This window comes from Klebsiella michiganensis (assembly GCA_000963575.1).
GTDB lineage: Bacteria > Pseudomonadota > Gammaproteobacteria > Enterobacterales > Enterobacteriaceae > Cedecea > Cedecea michiganensis_A.
Window position 1 is genome coordinate 3,759,042 of the sequence record CP011077.1, and the last position, 24,628, is coordinate 3,783,669.

The window sequence follows — 24,628 nt, forward strand, 5'->3', positions numbered from 1 at the left end:
TCCTCTCCGTGACATGCCTCAGTCCCTAATAAAAAAGGTACACCTATGAAATTCAAACTCGCATTACTCAGTGCAACCCTGATTTCTGCATGCATGTTGTCCGGTACGGCCGTTGCGGCGGATAAGTATGAAATCGCAGTGGTGGCGAAAGTCACCGGGATCCCATGGTTCAACCGTATGGAAACCGGCGTCAACGAAGCTGCAAAAAAACTCAACGTTAATGCTTACCAGACCGGGGCTTCAACGCCCGATCCGGCTCAGCAGGTTAAGGTGATTGAGGATCTGATCGCCAAGAAAGTGAACGCCATTATCGTGGTGCCTAACGACGCCAAAGTGCTGGAGCCGGTGCTGAAAAAAGCGCGCGATCAGGGCATCGTGGTGCTGACGCATGAATCCCCTGACCAGCAGATCGGCCAGTGGGATATCGAAACCATCGACAGCGAGAAATACGCGCAGGCCAACATGGATGAGTTGGCGAAAGATATGGGCGGCAAAGGCGGCTATGCGATTTACGTCGGGTCGCTGACCGTGCCTCTGCACAACGCGTGGGCGGATTCCGCCATTAAATACCAGAAAGAAAAATACCCGGATATGTTTGAAGTGACTTCGCGCCTGCCGGTGGCGGAGAGCATCGACAAATCCTACTCCACCACGCTTGATCTGATGAAAACGTATCCGCAGATGAAAGGCGTGATCGGCTTTGGCTCCCTCGGCCCAATCGGCGCGGGCCAGGCGGTACAGAAGAAACGCGCGAAAGACAAACTGGCGGTTGTCGGCATTGCCATGCCGGGCCAGGCGGCACCTTACCTGATGCGCGGCGACATTAAAAAAGCGCTGCTTTGGGATCCTAAAGATGCAGGTTACGCGCTGGTCACCGTGGCCGATCAGCTGCTGCAGGGTAAAGCCGTGACCAAAGACCTGACCATTGACGGTCTGGGCAAGGCCGATGTCGACATGGATAAGAAAGTGATCCGCTTTAACAAGATCCTCGAAGTCACCAAAGATAACGCTCAGTCACTCGGTTTCTAAGGCGCTCAGCCAACACCAGGGAAACCGGAATGCCGGTCAGCCGGCCGGCATTCTCCAACAAGATTATTTTGTGGCGCCCACGTCGGGCGCCGGCAGGGGCATTACCCATGACCGACACATCCGCATTTATCACTCTTGAGAATATCAGCAAGCAATTCCCGGGCGTGCGGGCGCTGGATAACGTCAATCTGACGCTCAGAAAAGGCGAAGTTCATTGCCTGGCCGGACAAAACGGCTGCGGTAAAAGCACGATCATCAAAGTGATTTCCGGGGTCTATCACCCGGAAAAAGGGGCGCAGATTGCCCTCGACGGCAAACTGTTTCACAGCCTGACGCCCACGCTTTCCGCACATTACGGCATCCAGGTTATTTACCAGGATCTGTCGCTGTTCCCTAATTTCAGCGTGGCCGAGAATATCGCCGTGCACCGCTATCAGCCCGGCGGCAGCCTGTGGGTTAACCGCCGGGCGATGAAAGCCCAGGCGCTGGCGGCCATGCAGCGCATCGGCGTCACGCTCGACCCGGACAAAAAAGTCGAAAAACTCTCGATAGCCGATCGCCAACTGGTCGCTATCTGCCGGGCCATTGCCGCCGATGCCCGACTGGTCATTATGGACGAACCCACGGCATCCCTGACTCGCCAGGAGGTTAACGGCCTGCTGCGCGTGGTGAATGAACTCAAAGCGGACGGGATTTGCGTGGTGTTTGTCAGCCACCGCCTGGACGAAGTAATGGAAGTTGCCGACCGCATTAGCGTGATGCGCGACGGGAAGCTGGTCGGCACCTGGCAGGCCAGCGAGCTGGACAGCCACGAGCTTGCGTTCCTGATGACCGGGCAACGCTTCCACTACAGCCCGCTGCCGGAAAAACCACCGGTAGAAAAACAGCCCATGCTGAAGCTGCGGGGCCTCAGCCGCAAAGGCAAATACCACAACATCAATCTGTCGCTGCGCGGCGGCGAGATTGTTTCCATCGTGGGTCTGCTCGGGTCCGGCCGCACCGAACTGTGCATGAGCCTGTTCGGCATGACGCAGCCGCAAAGCGGTGAAATGTTGATCGACGGCGTGCCGGTGACGTTTCGCCATAACCACGATGCGATTAAACACGGCATTGGCTACGTGTCAGAAGATCGCCTGACCCAAGGCCTGATCATGGAACAGTCGATCTACGACAACACCATTGTCACGGTTTTCGACAGGCTTCATACCCGCAGCGGCCTGCTCGATCATGAAAAAGCCCGTAACCTGGTGGCCGATCTGATTCGTGAGCTAAACATCAAAGTCTCCGATGCCGGGCTGCCGGTAAAAACCCTTTCAGGTGGGAACGCCCAAAGGATTGCCATCGCCAAATGGGTGGCGACTAACCCGCAAATATTGATCCTCGACTCCCCCACGGTAGGCGTGGATATCGCCAATAAAGAAGGCATTTATCAAATCGCCCGCTCTCTGGCGGAGCAGGGGCTGGCGGTACTGATGATTTGCGATGAAATTCCCGAGGCGTATTACAACAGCCACCGCGTGCTGGTGATGCGCCGGGGCGAGCTGGTCGCAGAATTTAATCCTCATCGCTGTAGCGAGCAGGATATTGCTGAGGTGGTCAATGAATAACCCTCGTTTTTCCCGCCTTGTCGGGCAACATGAATTCTGGCTGGGCCTTCTGGTGGTTGCCCTGGCCGTTGGTCTGAGCATCAGCACCGATGAGTTTTTATCCCTCGGTAACCTGACGGACGTCGCCACCAGCTACGCCATTCTCGGCATTCTGGCCTGCGGACTGTTTGTGGTGCTGATTTCCGGGGGGATTGATATTTCGTTCCCGGCGATGACCGCCATTGCCCAGTACGTGATGGCAAGCTGGGTCATCGCCCACGGCGGTAATTTTGCGCTGGCGCTGGTGATTTCTATTGCCGTGGGGCTGCTGCTCGGGCTTATCAACGGCTTTCTGGTTTACTGGCTGCGGGTCCCGGCGATCATCATCACCATTGCCACCCTCAACGTTTACTACGGCCTGCTGGTGTATCTCACCAAAGGCACCTGGCTGTACGGCTTCCCGGACTGGTTTATGAACGGCATTAACTGGTTCTCTTTCACCGCCAAAGACGGTTACCAGTACGGACTGACCCTGCCGCTGCTGTGTCTGGCTGCGGTGATTATCTTTACCGCCGGGCTGATGAACTACACCCGCCTTGGCCGCCAGATTTATGCCATGGGGGGCAACCGCGAGGCGGCATCTCGTCTGGGGATGAACCTGCTTAAGCTGCACTTCTACGTCTACGGCTATATGGGGATTCTGGCGGGTATTGCCGCGGTCGTTCAGGCGCAGATCACCCAGTCCGTTGCCCCAAACTCGCTGCTGGGCTTTGAGCTGACGGTCCTGGCAGCGGTGGTACTCGGCGGGACAAGCATGAGCGGCGGCCGCGGGACGCTCACCGGGACGCTGCTCGGGGTTATCCTGCTGGCATTCTTACAAAATGGCCTGACGCTGCTGAGCGTGTCCTCTTACTGGCACGCCGTGTTCAGCGGCGTGATTATCCTGGTCAGCATCAGCGCCACGGCCTGGAATGAAAAACGCAAACTCGCAAGGGAGCTTTGAGATGAAAACCTTCGCCAGATTTTTACCCGGTGACGCCATCATCCGGCTGCAGTGCGTGATTATTGTGGTGGTCGCCGTGGCGTTTTCACTGCTGCTGGGCGGGCGCTTCTTTAGCCTCGCCAACTTCCAGTCCATCGGCTCTCAGTTGCCTATTCTCGGCATGCTGGCGCTGGGTATGGGGATGACGATGCTGACCGGCGGGATCAACCTGTCGATTATTGCCGGGGCGAACGCCTGTTCGCTGGTGATGGCGGCCATTATCGTCAGCCACCCGGATAATCCGCTGTTCTTCGCGCTGGCGCTGCTGGCGGGGATTGCGGTGGCGGTGGCTATCGGTACGCTAAATGGCGCGCTGGTTGCCTGGGTCGGCGTTTCGCCTATTCTGGCTACGCTCGGCACCATGACGCTGATTTCCGGCCTCAATATTTTGCTGTCGAACGGCACGGTGATTTCCGGCTTCCCGGCGGCAATTCAGTACCTGGGCAACGCCACGCTGCTCGGCATTCCGGTCGCGCTGCTGCTGTTCCTGCTGGTTGCCGTTCTACTCTGGGTGCTGCTGGAGCACACTACGCTTGGGCGCAGCCTGTATCTGGTGGGCTCCAACGAACAGGCCACTCGCTACAGCGGCGTCAACACCGTGCGGGTGCAGATATCGGTATACGTGATTTCCGCCCTGCTCGGCTGGGTGGCGGCCATTCTGATGATGGCGAAATTCAACTCCGCCAAAGCCGGCTATGGTGAGTCTTACCTGCTGGTGACCATCCTTGCTTCGGTGCTGGGCGGCATTAACCCGGACGGCGGCTTCGGCCGCATTATCGGCCTGGTGCTGGCGCTCATCGTGCTGCAAATGCTGGAAAGCGGCTTTAATTTGCTGGGGATCAGCAGTTATCTAACCATGGCGCTCTGGGGCGCGGTGCTGATCCTCTTTATCGCATTACAGAATCGTAAAGCCTGAGTTCAGGAGAATCATTATGGCGAGTTACTTCATTGGGGTGGATGTAGGGACGGGAAGCGCCCGCGCGGGCGTCTTTGACCTGAATGGCAGAATGGTCGGCGAGGCAAGCCGGCCGATTGAGATTTACCGCCCGCAGGCGGACTTCGTTGAGCAATCCTCGGACAATATCTGGCAGGCTGTCTGCAACGCGGTGCGGGATGCGGTTAACCAGGCCGACATTAATTCAATTCAGGTTAAAGGCCTGGGCTTTGATGCCACCTGTTCCCTGGTGGTGCTGGATAAAGAAGGTAAGCCGCTGACCATCAGCCCTTCCGGGCGCAGCGAGCAGAACATCATTGTGTGGATGGACCACCGCGCCATTACCCAGGCCGACAGAATTAACGCCCTGCACCACCGCGTGCTGGACTACGTGGGCGGGATTATTTCCCCGGAAATGCAGACGCCAAAATTGCTGTGGCTCAAGCAACACATGCCGAACACCTGGTCGAACGCAGGCTACTATTTTGATCTGCCCGACTTCCTGACCTGGCGCGCCACCGGGGATGATACCCGCTCGCTCTGCTCCACCGTCTGTAAATGGACCTATATGGGCCACGAAGATAAATGGGACAGCAGCTACTTCCGCCAGATTGGGCTGGAAGATCTGCTGGAGCACGACGCGGAAAAAATTGGCCGCTATGTAAAAACCATGGGTGAGCCGCTGGGCCACGGCCTGACCCAGCGTGCCGCAAGCGAGATGGGGCTGATTGCCGGCACCGCCGTCAGCGTCTCGATTATTGATGCCCATGCGGGCACGCTCGGTACGCTCGGCGCCTGCGGCGTTTCGGGCGAAGTGGCAGACTTTGACCGCCGCGTGGCGCTCATCGGCGGCACCTCAACCGGGCATATGGCCATTTCAAAAGAGGCTCGTTTTATTAACGGCGTTTGGGGGCCTTACTACTCCGCCGTGCTGCCGGGCTATTGGCTCAATGAAGGCGGCCAGTCGGCCACCGGGGCGCTCATCGACCATATTATTCAGTCTCATCCGTGCTATGAGACGCTGCTTGCCCAGGCGAAGACTCAAGGGCAAACCATTTACGAACTGCTGAACGCCCTGCTGCGTAAAATGGCCGGGGAGCCGGAAAACATCGCCTTCTTAACGAAGGATATGCACATCCTGCCCTACTTCCACGGTAACCGCTCGCCGCGCGCCAACCCGACGCTAACCGGCGTCATCAGCGGGCTGAAGCTTTCCCGCACGCCGGAGGATATGGCGTTGCAGTACCTGGCGACGATTCAGGCCATTGCGCTTGGCACTCGCCATATTATCGAAACCATGAACCACAGCGGCTACACCATCGACACCATCATGGCGAGCGGCGGCGGCACCAAAAACCCCATCTTCGTTCAGGAGCACGCCAACGCCACCGGCTGTGCGATGTTACTGCCGGAAGAGAGTGAGGCGATGCTGCTGGGCAGCGCAATGATGGGCACGGTGGCGGCAGGAGTCTTTGACTCCTTCCCGGAAGCGATGTCGGTCATGAGCCGGATTGGCAAAACGGTCACGCCGCAGACCAACCGTATTAAGCAGTACTACGACCGCAAATACAAAGTGTTCCACGAGATGTACCTCGATCACATGAAATACCGCCAGCTGATGCAGGAGGAAGTATGAGCAACTCGTGGCAGCAAGCCGTCACCGCGTGGGCAACCTGCAGCCGCGAGCTTGCCGCGCTGGAACAGCATTTAAGCGAGCCGCAGTGGCGCGCCTTGCTGGCCGAACTGAGAAACTGTAAAGGCAAGATTGTGGTCACCGGCGTCGGTACTTCGGGCATCGCCGCGAGGAAAATTGCCCATATGCTGGCCTGCGTCGAACACCCGGCCATTTATCTCAGCGCGACGGACGCGGCGCATGGCGATCTGGGCTTTTTACGTGCGGACGATCTGATGATCATGCTTTCCCGGGGCGGGAATTCCGACGAGCTAACGCGCCTGCTGCCGGGTCTGTCAGCCCGAAACGTGCCGCTCATTAGCGTCACTGAGAACCCGGATTCAGCCATTGCCAAAGCGGCCAGGCTGGTGATTTCTACCGGCGTGAAGCAAGAAATGGATCCGCTGAATATGCTGGCGACGACATCGATAATCCTGGCGTTGGCGATTTTTGATGCCGCCTGCGCCTGCCTGATGAGCGAGAGCGGTTATTCGAAAGAGACGCTGCTGGCCGTTCATCCCGGCGGGGATGTCGGGTTGACGCTGCGAGATGATGAAACGCTGAGATAGTTGAAAGGACAACGCGGGAGAAAGATTCTCCCGCGTAAACGCTTATCGGCAAAATACCGCGTTGATTCTCTTTGAGAATAAAAAGTACGGTATCCATATCACCGCCGCGATCAGCGGTGCCGACATATTGCGGATATCGTTATAGTCCAGACGATACTGACCTAACCATGCTGGTAATCCCACAATATAAAGCGCTGCGGTTACACCCATCAGGTAATAGGCAATCATGACTTTTCTCACACCTTTTTTTCTTTTAAAGAAGTAATATGCGGCGGCCACGATCGTTAGTAAATCAATCGTATTCAAGGACACGGCACTAACAGCATAAAACGTTATAATATTCATGCGTTGGTAATAATCTATTATTGCGATGATAAAACCATAAAGAGTTGAGCCGGATAAAAAAAGGCTGAACACTATACCCGCTGCGGGTAAGTAAAGCAGACCATTGATTTTTTTCTCCTCCAGGCGTTCGCAGCTAACACACAGCCCCGATTCTTTATTTGCTACATGTTGCTGACACGCTATACATTGCATTTTTATTCCCTTGCAAAATAAAAACGCCATATTACACAGCAACGCAAAAAGAAGAACTAACAAGAGAAATAAAAAAACCCTCTGCCGCCAAAATCTAAATTTAGGCCAGATAGCAGCATAAGCATCGAAGAATTTACCTTAATCACAAAGTAAAAAGGCTTCCCGAAGGAAGCCTTTCAACATTTCAACTTAACGATTATGCGTAAACCGGGAAGCGGGCGCAGATATCCAGCACTTTACCTTTCACGCGCTCAATGACGGCTTCGTCATTGATGTTGTCCAGAACGTCACACATCCAGCCAGCCAGCTCTTTCACTTCCGCTTCTTTAAAGCCGCGGCGAGTCACAGCCGGAGAACCGATACGGATACCGGAAGTCACGAACGGGCTCTTCGGATCGTTTGGTACGCTGTTTTTGTTCACGGTGATGTTGGCGCGGCCCAGGGCTGCGTCAGCTTCTTTACCGGTCAGGTTTTTATCAACCAGATCCAGCAGGAACAGGTGGTTTTCAGTCCCGCCGGAAACCACTTTGTAGCCACGGTTCAGGAACACTTCCACCATCGCTTTGGCGTTTTTGGCAACCTGCTGCTGGTAAACCTTGAACTCTGGCTCCATGGCTTCTTTCAGCGCAACAGCCTTGGCCGCGATAACGTGCATCAGCGGGCCGCCCTGCGCGCTTGGGAATACGGCAGAGTTCAGTTTCTTGTAGAGATCTTCGTCGCCGCCCTTCGCCAGGATCAGACCACCGCGTGGACCCGCCAGGGTTTTGTGGGTGGTGGTGGTCACAACGTGCGCGTGTGGCACCGGGTTCGGGTAAACGCCTGCGGCAATCAGGCCCGCAACGTGAGCCATATCAACGAACAGGTAAGCCCCGATGCTGTCTGCGATTTCGCGCATCTTCGCCCAGTCAACCACGCCGGAGTAGGCAGAGAAGCCGCCGATGATCATTTTCGGCTTGTGCTCTTTAGCCTGTTTGGCCATGTCTTCGTAGTCAATTTTACCGGACTCATCAATACCGTAAGGAATGATGTTGTACAGCTTGCCGGAGAAGTTAACCGGGGAGCCGTGAGTCAGGTGGCCGCCCTGCGCCAGGTTCATACCCAGCACGGTATCGCCCGGCTGAAGCAGCGCGGTGTAGACCGCAAAGTTAGCCTGAGAGCCGGAGTGCGGCTGGACGTTGGCATAGTCCGCGCCAAACAGCTCTTTTGCACGGTCGATAGCCAGCTGCTCGACGATATCCACGTATTCGCAACCGCCGTAGTAGCGCTTGCCTGGGTAACCTTCAGCATATTTGTTTGTCAGCTGAGAACCCTGAGCCTGCATCACGCGCGGGCTGGTGTAGTTTTCGGAGGCGATCAGTTCAATGTGCTCTTCCTGACGTACTTTCTCTTGCTCCATGGCCTGCCACAGTTCGGCATCATAATCGGCAATGTTCATTTCACGCTTTAACATTCGCATCTCCTGACTCAGCTAACGGTAAAAATTTTACTGCAATGAGGGGGCCCATTTGGGCGACGGGCAACAGTGTAAACCGAAACCCTTTCGGGTGATAGGGCTTGACAGAGGTTTTTACGCAAACGATTACCCAGGCATGGAATAAGGCTTCCGGGCAATAATAAGCACGTCTGTTTGTCGGATATTTATTCATCAATGACATGCGTATTTTTCATGTTCTGTGAGCCCGGTCGTTAAGATCGATAACCCATTTACAACATAAGGCCATTTCTATAAGATGCATTTGAAATGCAATTTATAAGCTACGTTGTTTATGGAGACCGCCATGCTAGACGCACAAACCATCGCTGTTGTTAAGTCGACCATCCCTCTGCTGGCCGCAACCGGACCTAAACTTACCGCCCACTTTTATGAGCGTATGTTCAGCCACAACCCAGAGCTGCAAGAGATCTTTAACATGAGCAACCAGCGCAACGGCGACCAGCGTGAAGCGCTGTTCAACGCTATTTGCGCCTATGCGGCCAACATCGAAAACCTGGCCGCCTTGCTGCCTGCGGTAGAAAAAATCGCCCAGAAGCACACCACCTTCCAGATCAAGCCGGAGCAGTACAACATTGTTGGTGGCCATCTGCTGGCTACCTTAGACGAGCTATTCAGCCCGGGGCAGGAAGTGCTGGACGCCTGGGGAAAAGCCTACGGGTTGCTGGCGCAGGTCTTCATTAACCGCGAGTCAGAAATCTACCAGAACAACGCCGCCAAACATGGCGGCTGGGAAGGCACACGCCCCTTCACCATCGTTGAGAAAAAAGAGCAAAGTTCGCTGATCACCAGCTTTGAACTGATCCCTCTCGACGGCGGCCCGGTGGCAGATTACCAGCCGGGGCAATACCTTGGCGTCTGGCTGAAGCCCGTCGGTTTTCCGCATCAGGAAATTCGCCAGTACTCTTTGACCCGCCGGCCAAACGGCAAAAGTTACCGCATTGCCGTTAAGCGCGAAGATAAGGGCATGGTCTCAAACTGGCTGCACAACCACGCCCAGGCGGGGGATCGAGTGCATCTTGCCTCGCCGGCAGGGGATTTCTTCATGGACGTTAAACCAGCAACGCCGGTGACGCTGATTTCCGCAGGCGTGGGCCAGACGCCGATGCTTGCGATGCTGGATACGCTGGCCAACAGCGGCCATCAGGCACAGGTCAACTGGCTGCACGCCGCCGAACACGGTGAGGTCCACGCGTTTAACGAGGAAGTGAAAGACCTGGGGGCCAAGCTGCCGAAGTTTGAAAGCCATGTCTGGTACCGCGAGCCGTCCTCACAGGATCGGAAACTGGCACGCTTTAACCGCACAGGACTGATGAACTTGCTGGAGATTGAAGGGAAGTTAAGCGACCCGGCGATGCAGTTTTATCTCTGCGGCCCGATCAACTTTATGCGTTTTGCGGCGGAACAGTTGGTGAAGGTTGGCGTGAATAAAGACAGTATTCACTATGAGTGCTTTGGCCCGCACAAGGTGATGTAGTTCAGTACGGATGCCCTTCACCCCGGCCCTCTCCCCAAAGGGGCGAGGGGGTAAAATAGCCACTCCAGCCAAAGGGGCCAGGGCGTTGAAAGCATCGTCCTGTTTTCCTCTCTCCCTTCCTGGGAGAGAGGAAAAAATCCAGATCAAATCGCCGCGTCGTCTTCTTCGCCGGTACGAATACGCACCACGCGCGCCACATCAAACACGAAAATCTTCCCGTCACCAATCTTGCCGGTCTGAGCCGTGCGGATAATGGTGTCCACGCAGGTATCAACGATGTCGTCGGTAACCACGATTTCAATTTTTACTTTTGGCAGAAAGTCCACCATATACTCGGCACCGCGATACAGCTCGGTGTGGCCTTTCTGACGGCCAAAGCCTTTGACTTCCGTCACCGTCATGCCGGTAATGCCAACTTCAGCCAGCGCTTCACGCACATCATCCAGTTTGAAAGGTTTAATAATCGCATCAATTTTTTTCATGGTATTACCGGTGTCCCCGCGCGGCGTTTTGTACTGTTAGTAATCGGTTGCTCACACTACCACAGCCTACTCTTTAAAGTCATTGGCCTCGAGTTCATGCCTGGCCAGTAATTTATAGAATTCGGTTCGGTTACGCCCCGCCATACGCGCGGCGTGGGTGACATTTCCTTTGGTAATTTGCAGCAGCTTACGCAAATAGTTTAGTTCGAACTGGTTACGGGCTTCGACAAATGTCGGCAAGGCGGTGTTTTCGCCTTCCAGTGCCTGCTCCACCAGCGCCTCACCAATCACCGGGGCTGAGGTCAGCGCCACGCACTGCTCAATCACATTCACCAGCTGGCGCACATTGCCTGGCCAGCTTGCGGTCATGAGTCGCTTCATCGCATCGGTCGAGAAACTGCGAACGAACGGCTTATGCCTGTCGGCAGACTGCCGTAACAAATGATTCGCCAGCAACGGGATATCTTCGGCGCGTTCATGCAGCGCCGGGATTTTCAGGTTCACAACGTTCAGGCGATAGAAGAGATCTTCGCGAAACTCTCCCCGCTCCATCGCTTTCGGCAAGTCCCGGTGCGTGGCGGAGATAATCCGCACGTCAATGTCCAGGTCGCGGTTGCTGCCCAGCGGACGAACTTTTCGCTCCTGTAAAACGCGCAGCAGCTTAACCTGCAGCGGGATAGGCATATCGCCGATTTCATCGAGAAACAGCGTCCCGCCTTCCGCCGCCTGGAACAGGCCTTCACGGCTGCTGACCGCGCCGGTAAATGCCCCGCGAGCATGACCGAACAGCTCGGATTCCAGTAACTGCTCCGGCAGCGCACCACAGTTAATGGCAATAAATGCTTTTTTGCTGCGCGGGCTGGCGTTGTGTATCGCCTGAGCCAGAATCTCTTTCCCGGTGCCGCTTTGGCCGTTAATCAACACGCTGACGTCGGACTGCGCCACCATGCGCGCTTGCTCGAGCAAGCGCTGCATAATCGGGCTGCGGGTCACAATGGTGTCCCGCCACATATCATCTCCGGCGATGTTGGTGTGCTCAAGCGCATTGTCTATGGCCTGATAGAGCGCGTCTCTGTCCACCGGTTTGGTCAGGAAACTGAACACGCCTTGTTGCGTCGCCGCCACCGCATCCGGAATAGAGCCGTGCGCCGTCAGAATGATCACCGGCATTCCCGGCTGGCCTTTTTGGATCTCCGCGAACAGCGCCATGCCGTCCATTTCATCCATTCTGAGATCGCTTATCACCAGGTCGATTTTTTCCCGCGCCAGCACCTTCAGCCCCTCGGCTCCGCTTTCAGCCGTAGTGACCGTATAGCCCTCGCTAGACAGACGCATGCCCAACAGCTTTAGCAGGCCTGGGTCGTCATCCACTAATAATAAGCGCGCGGGTTTCCGTTGCGTCATTGTTTTGCCTCCGGCTGCGATTTGTTTGAAGCGCCGCTATCGTCGTCGTCGTTGTCGTCCGTGCTGTGCGTGTCGGGCGTCAGGTTACTTCCCGGCTTGCGGCTGGAAAGCTGACGCTCAATATCGGTCAGGTTTTCCAGTTTGCGCGTCGTGAGATCGAGCTGGCTTCGCAGGCGTTGCTGCTGCTCCCGCAGCGTATCCAGCTCGCCGTCTGTAGATTGCTGGAGCTTGCTGTAGCGAGTGCGCTCATCGGAGAGTTTCAGCTGAGACAACTGCCCGTCACGCCATATTTCAAAGAGAGAACGTACCTGCACAGGCACTTCACTGGTCATGGTGTCGAGCTGGGTCATGTAGCGGCGGCGTTCAGTCGGGGTGATTTTAGCCGTAGACAGCAGAATGCCGCGCTTAAACGTGTCCTGCCAGGTTTCTGCTGGCCACTGGCGAGCTTCCGCCCGGGCTTCTGCCGGCGGCAGGCGCTGCGCACAGTCCATGCTACGCAGCCAGTAAAGCGGGTTGCTGCTGACGTCATGCCCTGTCAGATCCCATATTTCAGTGCAGTCCGTGGACAGGTAGTCAGGAATTTGTTGTTCCGGGATATGCGGTTTGTGAGCCTCATCCAGGCTGCTGGAGACGCTTGCGGGGACGCACCCCGTCAACAACGTCGCGCCGACCAGCGCCCCAGACACCCAGCAAATCAGGCGAGCCAAAGACCCGCGGCGTGGTTCACGCAATAAAAGTACTTTCATCGTTTTAATCATTCTCAGGGAAAACCGGTAATTCGATACGGAAGCACACTTCCGCGCTGTTAGCGTTAATCAGGCTAAGTTTTCCGTGCATACGTCGAATGCAATCCCTGGCAATACTTAACCCCAGCCCACTTCCCTTTACGGAGCCCTTACGCTGATGACTGCCCTGGAAGAAAGGCTCAAAAATCATCTCTTGTTCCGTGGCCGGAATCGGCTCGCCGGTGTTCGCGACCTCAATGTACAGCCTCGCGCCCATCTGCAAACTCCGAAGATAAATGGTACCGGATTCACTGCCATAGTGCACCGCATTGGAGTAGAGATTATCCAGCACGCTCATCAGCAGCGTAGCCTCTGCAAGACAGGCTTTCGGGCTTAATTGAATCTCGGTATTCATCATTTTAGCCCTCGCCGGCAGGCTGTGGGCAGAGATAACCATTTCCACAATCGGTGCCAGCTCAACCCTTTCCAGCTTCACCGCCCCGTCCGCCAGCTTGCGATTGTAGTCCAGCAGCTGTTCGATCAGTTTTTGCAGGTGACGGCTGCTGTTATCAAGGATGGCAACAATCTCTTTCTGATCGGCATTCAGCGGCCCGGCGACCTGGTCGGCGAGCAGTTCAGTCCCCTCTCGCATACTGGCAAGCGGCGTTTTTAATTCGTGGGAAAGATGGCGGAGGAACTCGTGGCGCTGGGACTCAAGCCAGGACAGTCGCTCGCTAAGCCAGACAATGCGCTGCCCGACGGAACGCAGTTCACGCGGCCCTTTAAACACCTCGCTATTGCCTAGCGAGCGCCCTTCCCCCAGCCGGTTGATCATCCGCTCGATGCCCTTCACCGGGCCGATAATCATGCGGGTAAAGATGATCACCAGCCCCAGACTGAGCAGAAACAGCACTAACGCCTGCCAGCCAAAAAACTGGCCTCGCTCGGCGATTTCTTGCTGCAACTGCTGCCCGCGTGAGAACACTACCGTCCGCGTGGCCTGCACCATTTCGGCATTGGCCGAGGCGAATTGTTCCAGCTGGCTTGCCGCGGTTGCTTCCGGTCCGCTGTTTTTACATTTAAGTTCGGCAAGATCGCTCAAAGACTGGCTGAGCGATTGATAAAGTTTAGGATCGGGTAATACAGAGGCGTGCGCCTCAAGCATTTGGGCATAGCGCTGGCGCTGCCCCTGATAGAGTTGGGCAAGGCGCGAGTCATCGAGTACGCAGTACTGCCGATAGCTTCTCTCCATTTCCAGCGCGATATTGGTCATCGCCTCGCTACGTCGGGCATCAATCAACGTGGTGCGGTTAGTCAGCGCCGCCTGGGCACTCAGGGCGTTAAGGCTTTGCCACGCCTGCCACGCCAGTACCAATAGCGGCACCAGCACCAATAAAAAGGCCATCATGACAAGCTGGCGCAAAGATCGAGGGAAAAAATGCCACTGGTTCAATAGCTTCATCTCACATTACCTGTATGACACGATGCTAGCCGCGATTGCGCGTGGTGGAAAGGTGCGATTCCCGGAAACGACAAAGGCAGGGTCAAAAACCCTGCCTTTGCTTAGGAATTAGGCGGCGCCTTACTCAACGTTTCGTCCGGAGCATGATAAGCCCAAAGGCATTTATCAAAAGTTGGACGGCAGGCACCTTTTTGTGCGTCATTCGGGGGTTTATGTAGTCTGTCTGAAAAGACGCTGACATAAAAAATTGAATGAGCCACTGGCCTTTATTAAGCATCTATCGTGCCAACTTCACCATCATTAATTCAAGTTATTGTTTTAATTATTATTAATAGCAAAAAAATGGAAGATATATTGTGCGTGATTTTTGTCCTTAGTGTCGCCATTTCACAACACTCTTTCCCCCCTCTAGTCACATCATTAAAAATCAATGAGTTAAATGTCTCCATTTGGAGACACGTTAAAAGTAAAGGTGTCGGGATTTAGTGACAAAAAAGCCCCTCATCCAGTCCCCTCTCCCCAAAGGGAAGACGGTCAGGATGAGGGGCCTGCTTGCTATTTCCTGCCCTATAAAAGCAAGGGACCGGATTGGTGCCTGTTGGCTATTTTCCCCCTCTCCCTTTTAGGAAGAGGGTCGGGGTGAGGGTAATCAGCCCAGTTGCTTACGCGCGTTACGGAAAATACGCATCCACGGGCTGTCTTCGCCCCACTCAGCCGGATGCCAGGAGTTGCTCACGGTGCGGAACACACGCTCCGGGTGCGGCATCATGATGGTGACGCGCCCGCTTTCGTTACTCACCGCGGTGATGCCGTTCGGCGAACCGTTCGGGTTAGCCGGGTAGGTTTCGGTCACGTTCGCGAAGTTATCCACGAAGCGCAGCGCCACCAGCCCTTTGCTTTCAAGCGCGGCGAGATGAGCGGCATCGCGCACTTCCACACGACCTTCGCCGTGAGAAACCGCGATAGGCATATGGGAACCGGCCATGCCCTGCAGCAGCAGCGACGGGCTGGAGGTCACCTCAACCAGGCTGAAGCGCGCTTCAAAGCGATCGGACTGGTTACGCACGAAGCGCGGCCACAAATCACTGCCAGGGATCAGCTCACGCAGGTTAGACATCATCTGGCAGCCGTTACAGACGCCGAGCGCCAGCGTTTCCGGGCGATGGAAGAAGGTTTCAAACTCATCGCGTACGCGAGGGTTGAACAGGATGGACTTCGCCCAGCCTTCCCCCGCGCCCAGCACGTCACCGTAGGAGAAGCCGCCGCACGCCACCAGCGTGTGGAAGCTTTCCAGCCCGGTTCGGCCCGCCAGCAGGTCGCTCATATGCACGTCGATGGCGTCAAAGCCCGCACGGTGGAAGGCAGCCGCCATCTCAACGTGGGAGTTAACTCCCTGCTCACGCAGGATGGCCACTTTAGGACGCGCCCCCGTCGCGATAAACGGTGCGGCAATATCTTCTTTGATATCGAAGCTCAGCTTCACGTTCAGGCCAGGATCGTTATCGTTGGCCTTGGCGTTGTGCTCTTCATCCGCGCAGGCCGGGTTGTCACGCAGGCGCTGCATCTGCCAGGTGGTTTCTGCCCACCACATACGCAGCGTGGTGCGGCTTTCGCTGAACACCGCATGCCCGTCAGCGCTAATGGTGAAGCGGTCGCCTTCGACAGCTTTACCGGAGGTAATGCACGCAGTCTGCCAGGCCGTGCTTAGCCAGCTGCGCCTCAACGGCCTCGCGATCTTCCGCGCGAACCTGGATCACGCCGCCCAGCTCTTCGTTAAACAATGCGGCCAGGCGATCGTAACCGAGACCGGCAATATCAACCTCAACGCCGCAGTGGCCGGTAAAGGCCATTTCCGCCAGCGTAACCAGCAGGCCGCCGTCGGAACGGTCGTGCCAGGCCAACAGTTTGCGATCTGCCACCAGCGCCTGCATCGCATCCCAGAAGCCTTTCAGTTGCTCAACGCTGCGGACGTCCGCAGGTTTGTCACCCAGTTGACGGTAAACCTGAGACAGCGCGGTCGCGCCCAGCGCATTATGGCCTTTACCTAAATCGATCAGCAGCAGGGCGTTGTCTTCGGTGCTCAGCTGCGGAGTCACGGTGCCACGCACGTCTTCAACGCGGGCAAACGCGGTAATCACCAGCGACAGAGGAGAAGTCATCTCCCGCTGCTCGGTTCCTTCCTGCCAGCGGGTTTTCATCGACATGGAGTCTTTGCCCACCGGAATCGTTATTCCCAGCGCCGGGCAAAGTTCTTCCCCTACGGCCTTAACCGCTTCATACAGGCCAGCGTCTTCACCCGGGTGACCCGCTGCGGCCATCCAGTTTGCGGACAGCTTAATGCGTTTCAGGGAGCCAATTTGGGTCGCGGCGATGTTCGTTAAGGCTTCGCCCACGGCCAGACGACCGGATGCCGCGAAGTCCAGTAAGGCCACTGGCGCACGCTCGCCGATGGACATCGCTTCACCGTAGTAGCTGTCCAGGCTGGCGGTAGTCACCGCGCAGTTGGCGACCGGGATCTGCCACGGGCCAACCATCTGGTCGCGGGACACCATACCGGTTACCGTGCGGTCGCCGATGGTCACGAGGAATGTTTTTTCAGCTACGGTCGGCAAGTGCAGAACGCGCTTCACCGCATCGGCGATAGAAATATCGCGGCTGTTGAAGGCGTCGCCTTTCGCTTTCAGCGTCTCGACATTGCGCTCCATCTTCGGCGTTTTGCCCAGCAGCACGTCCAGCGGCATATCGATTGGCTGGTTATCAAAGTGGCTGTCGTTGAGCGTCAGATGCTGCTCGGTGGTGGCTTCACCAATCACCGCATACGGCGCGCGCTCGCGGCGGCAAAGTTCATCAAACAGCGGCAGTTGCTCTGGCGCCACGGCCAGCACATAGCGTTCCTGAGATTCGTTACACCAGACTTCAAGCGGGCTCATACCCGGTTCGTCGTTAAGAATATCGCGCAGCTCGAAGCGGCCACCGCGGCCACCGTCGCTGACCAGTTCAGGCATGGCGTTAGACAGGCCACCCGCGCCAACGTCGTGGATAAACAGAATCGGGTTATCGTCGCCCAACTGCCAGCAGCGGTCGATCACTTCCTGGCAGCGGCGCTCCATTTCCGGGTTGTCGCGCTGTACGGAAGCAAAATCTAAGTCAGCATCGGACTGGCCGGAAGCCATTGACGAAGCAGCCCCGCCGCCCAGGCCAATGTTCATTGCCGGGCCACCCAGCACAATCAGCTTCGCGCCCGGCGTGATTTCGCCTTTCTGGACATGGTCGGCCCGGATGTTGCCGATCCCGCCCGCCAGCATGATAGGTTTGTGGTAGCCGCGCAGCTCCACGCCGTTGTGGCTGTTAACCTGCTCTTCATAGGTACGGAAGTAGCCGGTCAGTGCCGGACGGCCAAATTCGTTGTTAAACGCCGCCCCGCCCAGAGGACCTTCGGTCATGATATCCAGCGCGGTGACGATGCGATCTGGCTTACCAAAGTCCTGCTCCCACGGCTGTTCGAAACCAGGAATACGCAGGTTAGAAACGGAGAAGCCCACCAGGCCCGCTTTTGGCTTAGCGCCGCGTCCGGTAGCGCCTTCGTCGCGGATTTCACCGCCGGAGCCGGTTGCCGCCCCCGGCCACGGAGAGATTGCCGTCGGGTGGTTGTGGGTTTCAACCTTCATCAGGATATGCGCCTCTTCCTGGTGGAAGTCATAGCGCCCCGCCTCGCGGTCTGCGAAGAAGCGACCCACGGCGGAACCTTCCATCACCGCCGCGTTGTCTTTATAGGCAGACAGCACGTAATCCGGCGTTTTCTCGAAGGTATTCTTGATCATTTTGAACAGCGATTTTGGCTGCTTCTGGCCGTCGATAATCCAGTCGGCGTTAAAGATCTTATGGCGGCAGTGCTCGGAGTTCGCCTGAGCAAACATGTACAGCTCGATGTCGTTCGGGTTGCGGCCAAGCTTGTTGAACGCATCCTGCAGGTAGTCGATTTCGTCTTCCGCCAGCGCCAGCCCGAGGCGAATATTCGCCTCCACCAGGGCGTCGCGCCCTTTACCCAGCAGGTCAACGCTCTGCACCGGAGCTGGCTGCTGTTGGGTAAACAGCTGCTGCGCATCGTTCAGAGAGGTAAACACGCTCTCCATCATGCGATCGTGCAACAGGCCGGCTACCTCCTGGAGCTGTTCAGCGCTCAGCGTACTGCCGGAAACGTACCAGGCCACGCCGCGCTCAAGGCGCTTAATCTGCGGCAGGTCGCAGTTGTGGGCGATATCGGTAGCTTTAGAAGACCAGGGGGAGATGGTGCCAGGGCGCGGAGTTACCAGCAGTAAGGTTCCTTCCGGCGCATGCTCTGCGAGGGTTGGACCATACTTCAACAGCCGCTGCAGGCGGGCAAGCTCGTCAGCGTTCAGCGGAGCCTCAAGGTCGGCAAAATGAACATACTCGGCATAAATATCGCTTACCGGGAGGTTAGCATCGTTAAAACGGGCCAGGAGTTTGTTAATACGAAATGCCGAAAGAGCAGGCGAACCACGCAGAATTTCCATCATTAAAGATCTCTCGTCTTCAGGGCGAAGGGGGGAAAACGGGCGTCATTATAGAGAATCCTCCGCCTCGACGAAACCGTTTGCGTAGAAATAACAGCAGAAGTTTTTATTGTACAAAAAACAAACGATATATTCTTAAAAGTTGCTTACTGGCGTTTTCTTACGCAAAATGCGCCTCATTCACTGAAGGGGTTCAGACAAATCATGGTTATTGTTGGCTAAGGCTCATCCTGCTGCAGAATGTTATCTATTTGAAAAGAATAAAGATTAATTATCTGCTTATCGGTATCGTCACCTTGTTGCTGGCAGTGGCTTTATGGCCCTCCATTCCAGGTTTCAATCAAGCCGAAAACCGTATCGCCGCGATCAAAGCGCGGGGGGTTTTGCGCGTCAGTACCATTTCATCGCCGCTCACCTGGACGATGATTAACGGCAAAGCAACTGGCCTTGATTACGAGCTGGCGAAACAGTTTGCGGATTACCTGGGCGTGAAGCTGAAAGTTGTTGTGCGCCCCAACATCAACGCCCTGTTTGATGACCTGGATAATGACAATGCTGACCTGCTCGCCGCGGGCCTGGTGTATAACTCTCGCCGCAGTAGCGACTACCAGGCAGGGCCAACCTATTACTCTGTTTCTCAGCAGATGGTCTATCGCGTTGGCAGCCCGCGCCCTAAGTCTCTCGGCGGCGTGAAACCCTCACAGCTGGTGCTCTCTTCCGGCCAGGCGGTGGTGAGCGATCTGCAAAAGTTAAAAGAGAGCCAGTATCCCGATCTGAGCTGGAGCATTGACGCCAAACAAACCAGTAACCAACTCTTACAGCAGGTCGTTGACGGCAACATCGCGTTTACCATCTCGGACTCCATTGCCATCAGCCTTTTCCAGCGCGTGCATCCCCAACTGGCCGTCGCCATGGACGTCACCGATGAGCAGCCCGTCACCTGGTTCTCAAAACGCGATGGCGACGACAGCATGGGTGCCGCCCTGCTCGATTTCTATAATCAGATCAGCAGCGGACGGGACGCTGGCAAGGCTTGAGGAAAAGTACCTTGGCCATATCGGCGATTTTGATTACGTCGATACGCGAACTTTCCTCAACGCAGTAGATGCCGTCCTGCCGGAACTCCAGCCGCTATTTGAAAAGTACTCTGACGACATTGACTGGCCGTTGCTGGCCGCGATTTCCTACCAGGAATCCCACTGGGATACTCACGCCACCTCCCCAACGGGCGTGCGCGGGTTAATGATGCTGACAAAAAATACGGCTCAAAGTCTCGGGATCACCGACAGGTTGGATGCGGAGCAAAGCATCAGCGGCGGCAGCCGATATCTGAAAGATATGATGAGCAAAGTGCCAACCTCGGTGCCGGAATATGAACGCATCTGGTTCGCGCTGGCGGCCTATAATATGGGCTATGCCCATATGCTTGATGCCCGCCAGCTGACGGCCAAACAGAAAGGCAACCCGGACAGCTGGGCCGATGTTAAAACGCGTCTGCCGCTGTTGAGCCTGAAGCCTTATTACAGCAAAACAACCTATGGATATGCTCGTGGACACGAGGCTTACGCGTATGTGGAGAACATTCGCAAGTATCAGTTAAGTCTGGAAGGATATTTACAGGAAAAAGAGAAGCAGGCAGCCCAGGCGGATAAGTTTGCCGAGGCTTACCCTGCGGTTGCCCCGGTTGAGCTGGCTAGTCCGTCTTACGGACCTTTTCCTTTAGGGCCTTTTTCTCAAGGCGACGCGCGCGAAAAAAATCGCTCAGCATGGCTGAGCACTCTGACGCGAGCACCCCTTCACTAACCTGCACCTGATGATTCATCCCCGGGTGACCGAGCACGTCCATCAGCGAGCCTATTGCCCCGGTTTTAGCGTCACGCGCCCCAAACACCAGGCGGCCGATGCGGCTATGCACCATCGCCCCGGCGCACATGACGCAAGGTTCGAGCGTGACATAGAGCGTAGTATCCAGCAGACGATAATTCTGCAGTACCAGCCCGCCCTGGCGCAGCGCCATGATCTCCGCGTGAGCCGTAGGATCGTGGCGGCCTATCGGGCGATTCCAGCCTTCACCAATGACCTGATTATTGTGTACCAGTACCGCACCGACGGGCACTTCCCCTTCATCCCAGGCTCGCTGAGCGAGGGTCAGAGCGTGGCGCATCCAGTGTTCATGGGTAAATTCTGTGTCTGACACAACTCTCTCCGCGGCAAAAGTGGGCGGCGCATTATACACACCGCGTACCGGATTCAAAACGCCTCACTCGAGCTGCTGCAGCTCCCCGTGGGGCGTGACGCGCCAGCGATGCTCGCAGAAAAACAGCAAAGGATTATCCTGGTGGCTGTCGCTATAGCCGCTGTAAAGCCGCAGCGGCGCGCCGAGATGCTGTTCCAGTTGAACCACTTTCTCATGGCCGAGACAGCGCAGGGTCAATACCCACCCGCCGTAAGCCCGGGCCATCCGGCTGGCGATCACTTTGACCTCAGGCAGCCAGGGCGTATCAAAATAGACTTGTTCCACCAGCGGCTGCGGAGAACCGGTAATCAGCCAGACGTCAGCATCGGGGCTGTGCAAATAGTCCGTCAGGCGCTGCTGGACGACGGGAAATGCCCTCACCTTCTGCCGAAACCAGGCGACAAACTCGTTTTGTAGCCGCTGAAGCCTGGACTCACGACGCCCAAACGTGATGCCCCATAACAGCAGGCTCATCGGTTGACGGGCGGCGCTTCCTTTGATCAACATCATGCCTCCTATCAGAGGCAGTAACATAATAACTAACGGCACGTTCAGCGGCAGGCGGCGCAAGAGATAAAGCAGAAAGCTGCCGAACATGTCCTGCTGATGCAGAGTGCCGTCCAGATCAAAAAAGACGACGCGGCGCGGGGGATGGGTAGTCAATACGGGCTCCTTTAAGACTCGCGTTCACGAAACGACGTAAGCTAAAGCCTAACAGATAGCCCCGTGCTTTTCCGCGCTCACGCCAGCCCGGGTGTTCATGACACAACAGAATATTTAATTCGGTAACATTGCTCTATAATGGAATTTATAATTCGCTCAGATGCTTACCAGAGCAAGTCGTTATCAGAATTGCCGCCCCGGAGGTGAAATGAACTGTTTACTGCGCATTCGAAGCCGATACGCCATGCTGGCCCAGAGTGACCGCAAGCTGGCCGACTTTTTGCTCGCAGAGCCCGATCGCGCACGCCATCTCAGTTCACAGCAGCTGGCGGAAGAAGCCGGCGTCAGCCAGTCCAGCGTTGTAAAATTCGCGCAAAAACTGGGATTCAAGGGTTTTCCGGCGATGAAACTGGCCATCAGCGAAGCGCTGGCGAGCGGCCAAAATCCTAACTCCGTCCCGGTTCACAACCAAATTTTAGGTGACGACCCGCTGAGGCTTGTTGGGGAGAAATTGATTAAAGAGAATATCGCGGCGATGCATGCCACGCTGGATATTAATGCGGAGGAGAAACTGCTGGCGAGCGTTTCGCTGCTGCGCAATGCGCGGCGCGTGCTGCTGGTGGGAATAGGCGCTTCAGGCCTGGTGGCGAAGAATTTTTCGTGGAAGTTAATGAAGATTGGCATCCATGCCGTCGCCGAGCAGGATATGCATGCCCTGCTGGCAACCGTGCAGGCGATGACGCCGGAAGACGTGCTGCTCGCCATTTCTTACTCGGGCGAGCGTCGAGAAATCAATCTGGCCGCCGATGAAGCGCTTAACGCCGGGGCGAAGATCCTCGCCATTACCGGCTTCACGCCTAACGCCCTGCAGCAGCGGGCCAGCCTGTGCCTTTACACCATCGCGGAAGAACAGGCCACGCGCAGCGCCGCTATCTCCTCCACCAGCGCCCAAATGATGCTCACCGATCTGCTATTTATGGCCCTGGTGCAGCAGGATCTGGAAAACGCCCCGGAGAGGATCCGCCAGAGCGAAGCGCTGGTAAAGAAGCTGGTTTAGGGGGAGCGCAGGCTCAAGGCTGTTTCGCATTTGCCGGAAACTTTTTATAAAGCGTAGAAACACCGACATCGTAAATAATCGCCACCTGCCGCCTTGTTTTCCCGGCAGCGATTAACCTCCCGGCCTGTGCCCATTGCGTTGCCGACAGTTTAGGCCGCCTCCCCCCGATTCGCCCTTCCGCTCTGGCCGCAGCCAGTCCTGCCCGGGTTCTTTCGACGATAAGCTCGCGTTCCATCTCAGCTAACGCGCCCATAACGTGAAAGAAAAACCGCCCCATTGGCGTGGAGGTATCAATGCTGTCCGTCAGGCTGCGGAAGTTAATCCCGCGCGCGCGCAGTTCCTCAATCAATGAGACAAGATGGCGCATACTGCGCCCCAGCCTGTCGAGCTTCCAGACGACCAACGTATCTCCTTCACTTAGCGTTCTGAGCACTTTTTTTAACCCCGGCCTGTCCGCCGTTTTGCCGCTGATTTTATCCTCAAAAATCAGCTCACATCCTGCGCATTCCAGCGCATTTTTCTGCAGCGCGGTGTTTTGGTCATTTGTTGACACCCTGACGTAGCCTACCAGCATGACGTTTTGCCTTATAAAAGGCTGAGAGCATGCCACGGAGCGACAGGATGTGCATTTTCTTAAAGGTTGGTTTCCCAGGATCCCTCTGCCTCCCCCGCCCCCCCGCCACTCCCCCTGGCCCCTCCCGCCCCCCCCAGTTGGGTGCTTGCAATGCCCCCCCGCAGCACTCCCTACCGCCCCACCTATCCCCAGCCCCCCCCCCTCTCCCCCCCGCTCGTACCCCCCGCTCCACCCCGCCCCCCCATTCGCCGTCTCGCCTGATCCGACACCCACCGCCCCCGGATCGCCACTCCCCCCCCCCCTCAGCCCCCCCTCCCCCCCCCCCACCAGCACACAGTGCCCCAGCCGCCACGATGCTTCCCCACCCCAGTCAATCACCCAACGCCCACATCCCCCGTCCTCCCCATCTCCTCCACCCTTCCCTCGAGCACCGCCATACCCCCCGCCGATCCCCACCCCCCCTACCCCACCCCACCCGGCCCAGTCCCACCCCCTCCCCCCCCCCCCCCCCCCCCCCCACCGCGCCCCCCCCACGAACGGATGCACCCCCCCTTCCCCCATGAGCCTCTTGCTGACCCTCCCCCGCGATACCCCCCTCCCCAAATTAACGCTGCCCCCACACGCGCCCATCCCCCCCCACCATCCCCCCACCATGCCCGTCGCCATCGCCCCTCCCGCCACCTCACGCCATTGCCCCACCCGCTGAACGCAAACCCCCCTCCGCTCCTCCCCGACGCGCACCCCTTACCTCCCCCGCCCCCGCCCCCGACCCCCCTCCCCCCCCGGTCTCTCAGCCCCCCTACCACCCGCCGCGGTGCCCGTCCCATCACACTCCCACCCCCCCGGACGCCACTCCCCCACAGGCACCTCACACCCCCTATCATCCCCCCCCCTGCTACTGCCTCCCTGTACCCCCCCCCCCCCCCCCCATGCCCCCCCCCTGCCCCTCAACCAAGCAACCCCCCCCCCCCTTCCTCCGTTGCCCCCACACCCCCCGCATCCCCCGCTTTGGCACACGGCCCCCCACTCAGCCCCCCTCCCCCTATCACCACCCCCCTACCCTGCCTGCCTGGCCGCCCCTCCCCCCAACCGCCCCCTACTGCCACGATCACCCCCCCCCCCCCTCCCGTCCCCTCCACCTCCCCACCACGG

19 protein-coding genes and 3 pseudogenes are annotated in these 24,628 nt (G+C 57.0%); 10 read left to right on the forward strand and 12 right to left on the reverse strand.

Features of this window, described 5'->3' with window-relative positions; translation table 11 throughout:
- Window positions 1–45 precede the first annotated feature (45 nt).
- The 6 genes from VW41_17295 (at window position 46) to VW41_17320 (ending at window position 6,832) form a co-directional block, all read left to right on the forward strand.
- Window positions 46–1,029, forward strand: a complete 984-nt coding sequence (locus tag VW41_17295) for a LacI family transcriptional regulator (protein ID AJZ90659.1) — start codon at window positions 46–48, stop codon at window positions 1,027–1,029.
- Between the two features lie 107 nt (window positions 1,030–1,136).
- Window positions 1,137–2,636 carry a lipase gene (locus tag VW41_17300; protein AJZ90660.1) on the forward strand — a complete coding sequence of 500 codons (1,500 nt, stop codon included), beginning with the start codon at window positions 1,137–1,139 and terminating at the stop codon, window positions 2,634–2,636.
- On the forward strand, window positions 2,629–3,618 hold the full coding sequence (locus VW41_17305; GenBank protein AJZ90661.1) for a sugar ABC transporter permease: 990 nt from the start codon (window positions 2,629–2,631) through the stop codon (window positions 3,616–3,618). The genes VW41_17300 and VW41_17305 overlap by 8 nt, the downstream gene beginning before the upstream one ends.
- Window position 3,619: 1 nt before the next feature.
- Complete coding sequence (locus VW41_17310; GenBank protein AJZ90662.1) at window positions 3,620–4,573, forward strand: sugar ABC transporter permease; 954 nt, start codon at window positions 3,620–3,622, stop codon at window positions 4,571–4,573.
- 16 nt (window positions 4,574–4,589) lie between these two features.
- Complete coding sequence (locus VW41_17315; GenBank protein ID AJZ90663.1) at window positions 4,590–6,227, forward strand: ribulokinase; 1,638 nt, start codon at window positions 4,590–4,592, stop codon at window positions 6,225–6,227.
- The gene (locus VW41_17320; protein AJZ90664.1) at window positions 6,224–6,832 is read left to right on the forward strand and encodes a phosphosugar isomerase; all 609 of its coding nucleotides are present in this window, start codon (window positions 6,224–6,226) and stop codon (window positions 6,830–6,832) included. The genes VW41_17315 and VW41_17320 overlap by 4 nt, the downstream gene beginning before the upstream one ends.
- A 42-nt stretch (window positions 6,833–6,874) precedes the next feature.
- Here VW41_17320 and VW41_17325 read toward each other — a convergent pair whose 3' ends face one another.
- A complete protein-coding gene (locus tag VW41_17325) occupies window positions 6,875–7,369 on the reverse strand; it encodes a hypothetical protein (GenBank protein ID AJZ90665.1) in 495 nt (164 codons plus the stop codon).
- Window positions 7,370–7,565: 196 nt separating this feature from the next.
- A complete protein-coding gene (locus VW41_17330; protein AJZ90666.1) occupies window positions 7,566–8,819 on the reverse strand; it encodes a serine hydroxymethyltransferase in 1,254 nt (417 codons plus the stop codon).
- A 328-nt stretch (window positions 8,820–9,147) separates the two neighbouring features.
- On the opposite strand from VW41_17330, the gene VW41_17335 reads away from it, so the two are divergent.
- A complete protein-coding gene (locus tag VW41_17335) occupies window positions 9,148–10,338 on the forward strand; it encodes a dihydropteridine reductase (protein AJZ90667.1) in 1,191 nt (396 codons plus the stop codon).
- Between the two features lie 143 nt (window positions 10,339–10,481).
- Here the strand turns inward: VW41_17335 and VW41_17340 are convergent, their stop codons facing one another.
- The 5 genes and pseudogenes from VW41_17340 to VW41_17360 form a co-directional block, all read right to left on the reverse strand.
- Entirely contained in the window at window positions 10,482–10,820 is a 339-nt protein-coding gene (locus tag VW41_17340; protein ID AJZ90668.1) for a nitrogen regulatory protein P-II 1, read from the reverse strand.
- A gap of 66 nt (window positions 10,821–10,886) precedes the next feature.
- The gene (locus VW41_17345; GenBank protein AJZ90669.1) at window positions 10,887–12,224 is read right to left on the reverse strand and encodes a response regulator GlrR; all 1,338 of its coding nucleotides are present in this window, start codon (window positions 12,222–12,224) and stop codon (window positions 10,887–10,889) included.
- A complete protein-coding gene (locus tag VW41_17350) occupies window positions 12,221–12,982 on the reverse strand; it encodes a membrane protein (GenBank protein ID AJZ90670.1) in 762 nt (253 codons plus the stop codon). Before VW41_17350 ends, VW41_17345 begins: the two co-directional genes overlap by 4 nt.
- Window positions 12,975–14,411: a histidine kinase gene (locus VW41_17355; GenBank protein AJZ90671.1), complete on the reverse strand. Its 1,437-nt coding sequence runs from the start codon at window positions 14,409–14,411 to the stop codon at window positions 12,975–12,977. Before VW41_17355 ends, VW41_17350 begins: the two co-directional genes overlap by 8 nt.
- A 649-nt stretch (window positions 14,412–15,060) precedes the next feature.
- A pseudogene (locus tag VW41_17360) lies at window positions 15,061–18,949 on the reverse strand (phosphoribosylformylglycinamidine synthase).
- A gap of 248 nt (window positions 18,950–19,197) precedes the next feature.
- On the opposite strand from VW41_17360, the pseudogene VW41_17365 reads away from it, so the two are divergent.
- Both VW41_17365 and VW41_17370 read left to right on the forward strand, forming a co-directional pair.
- A pseudogene (locus VW41_17365) lies at window positions 19,198–20,749 on the forward strand (lytic murein transglycosylase).
- Between the two features lie 106 nt (window positions 20,750–20,855).
- A complete protein-coding gene (locus tag VW41_17370; GenBank protein AJZ90672.1) occupies window positions 20,856–21,140 on the forward strand; it encodes a hypothetical protein in 285 nt (94 codons plus the stop codon).
- A gap of 66 nt (window positions 21,141–21,206) precedes the next feature.
- Here VW41_17370 and VW41_17375 read toward each other — a convergent pair whose 3' ends face one another.
- Entirely contained in the window at window positions 21,207–21,845 is a 639-nt protein-coding gene (locus VW41_17375; protein ID AJZ90673.1) for a hypothetical protein, read from the reverse strand.
- Between the two features lie 208 nt (window positions 21,846–22,053).
- Here VW41_17375 and VW41_17380 point away from each other — a divergent pair, with 208 nt between their 5' ends.
- Complete coding sequence (locus VW41_17380) at window positions 22,054–22,902, forward strand: transcriptional regulator (protein AJZ90674.1); 849 nt, start codon at window positions 22,054–22,056, stop codon at window positions 22,900–22,902.
- A gap of 13 nt (window positions 22,903–22,915) precedes the next feature.
- On the opposite strand, the gene VW41_17385 is transcribed toward VW41_17380, so the two are convergent.
- The 4 genes and pseudogenes from VW41_17385 to VW41_17400 all read right to left on the reverse strand — a co-directional run bounded on the left by VW41_17385 (window position 22,916) and on the right by VW41_17400 (window position 24,615).
- Entirely contained in the window at window positions 22,916–23,476 is a 561-nt protein-coding gene (locus tag VW41_17385) for a DNA-invertase (protein AJZ92013.1), read from the reverse strand.
- Between the two features lie 69 nt (window positions 23,477–23,545).
- Window positions 23,546–23,807 (reverse strand): annotated as a pseudogene (locus tag VW41_17390) (hypothetical protein).
- 130 nt (window positions 23,808–23,937) lie between these two features.
- A complete protein-coding gene (locus VW41_17395) occupies window positions 23,938–24,360 on the reverse strand; it encodes a hypothetical protein (GenBank protein AJZ90675.1) in 423 nt (140 codons plus the stop codon).
- A gap of 63 nt (window positions 24,361–24,423) precedes the next feature.
- Entirely contained in the window at window positions 24,424–24,615 is a 192-nt protein-coding gene (locus tag VW41_17400) for a hypothetical protein (protein ID AJZ90676.1), read from the reverse strand.
- Window positions 24,616–24,628: the final 13 nt, after the last annotated feature.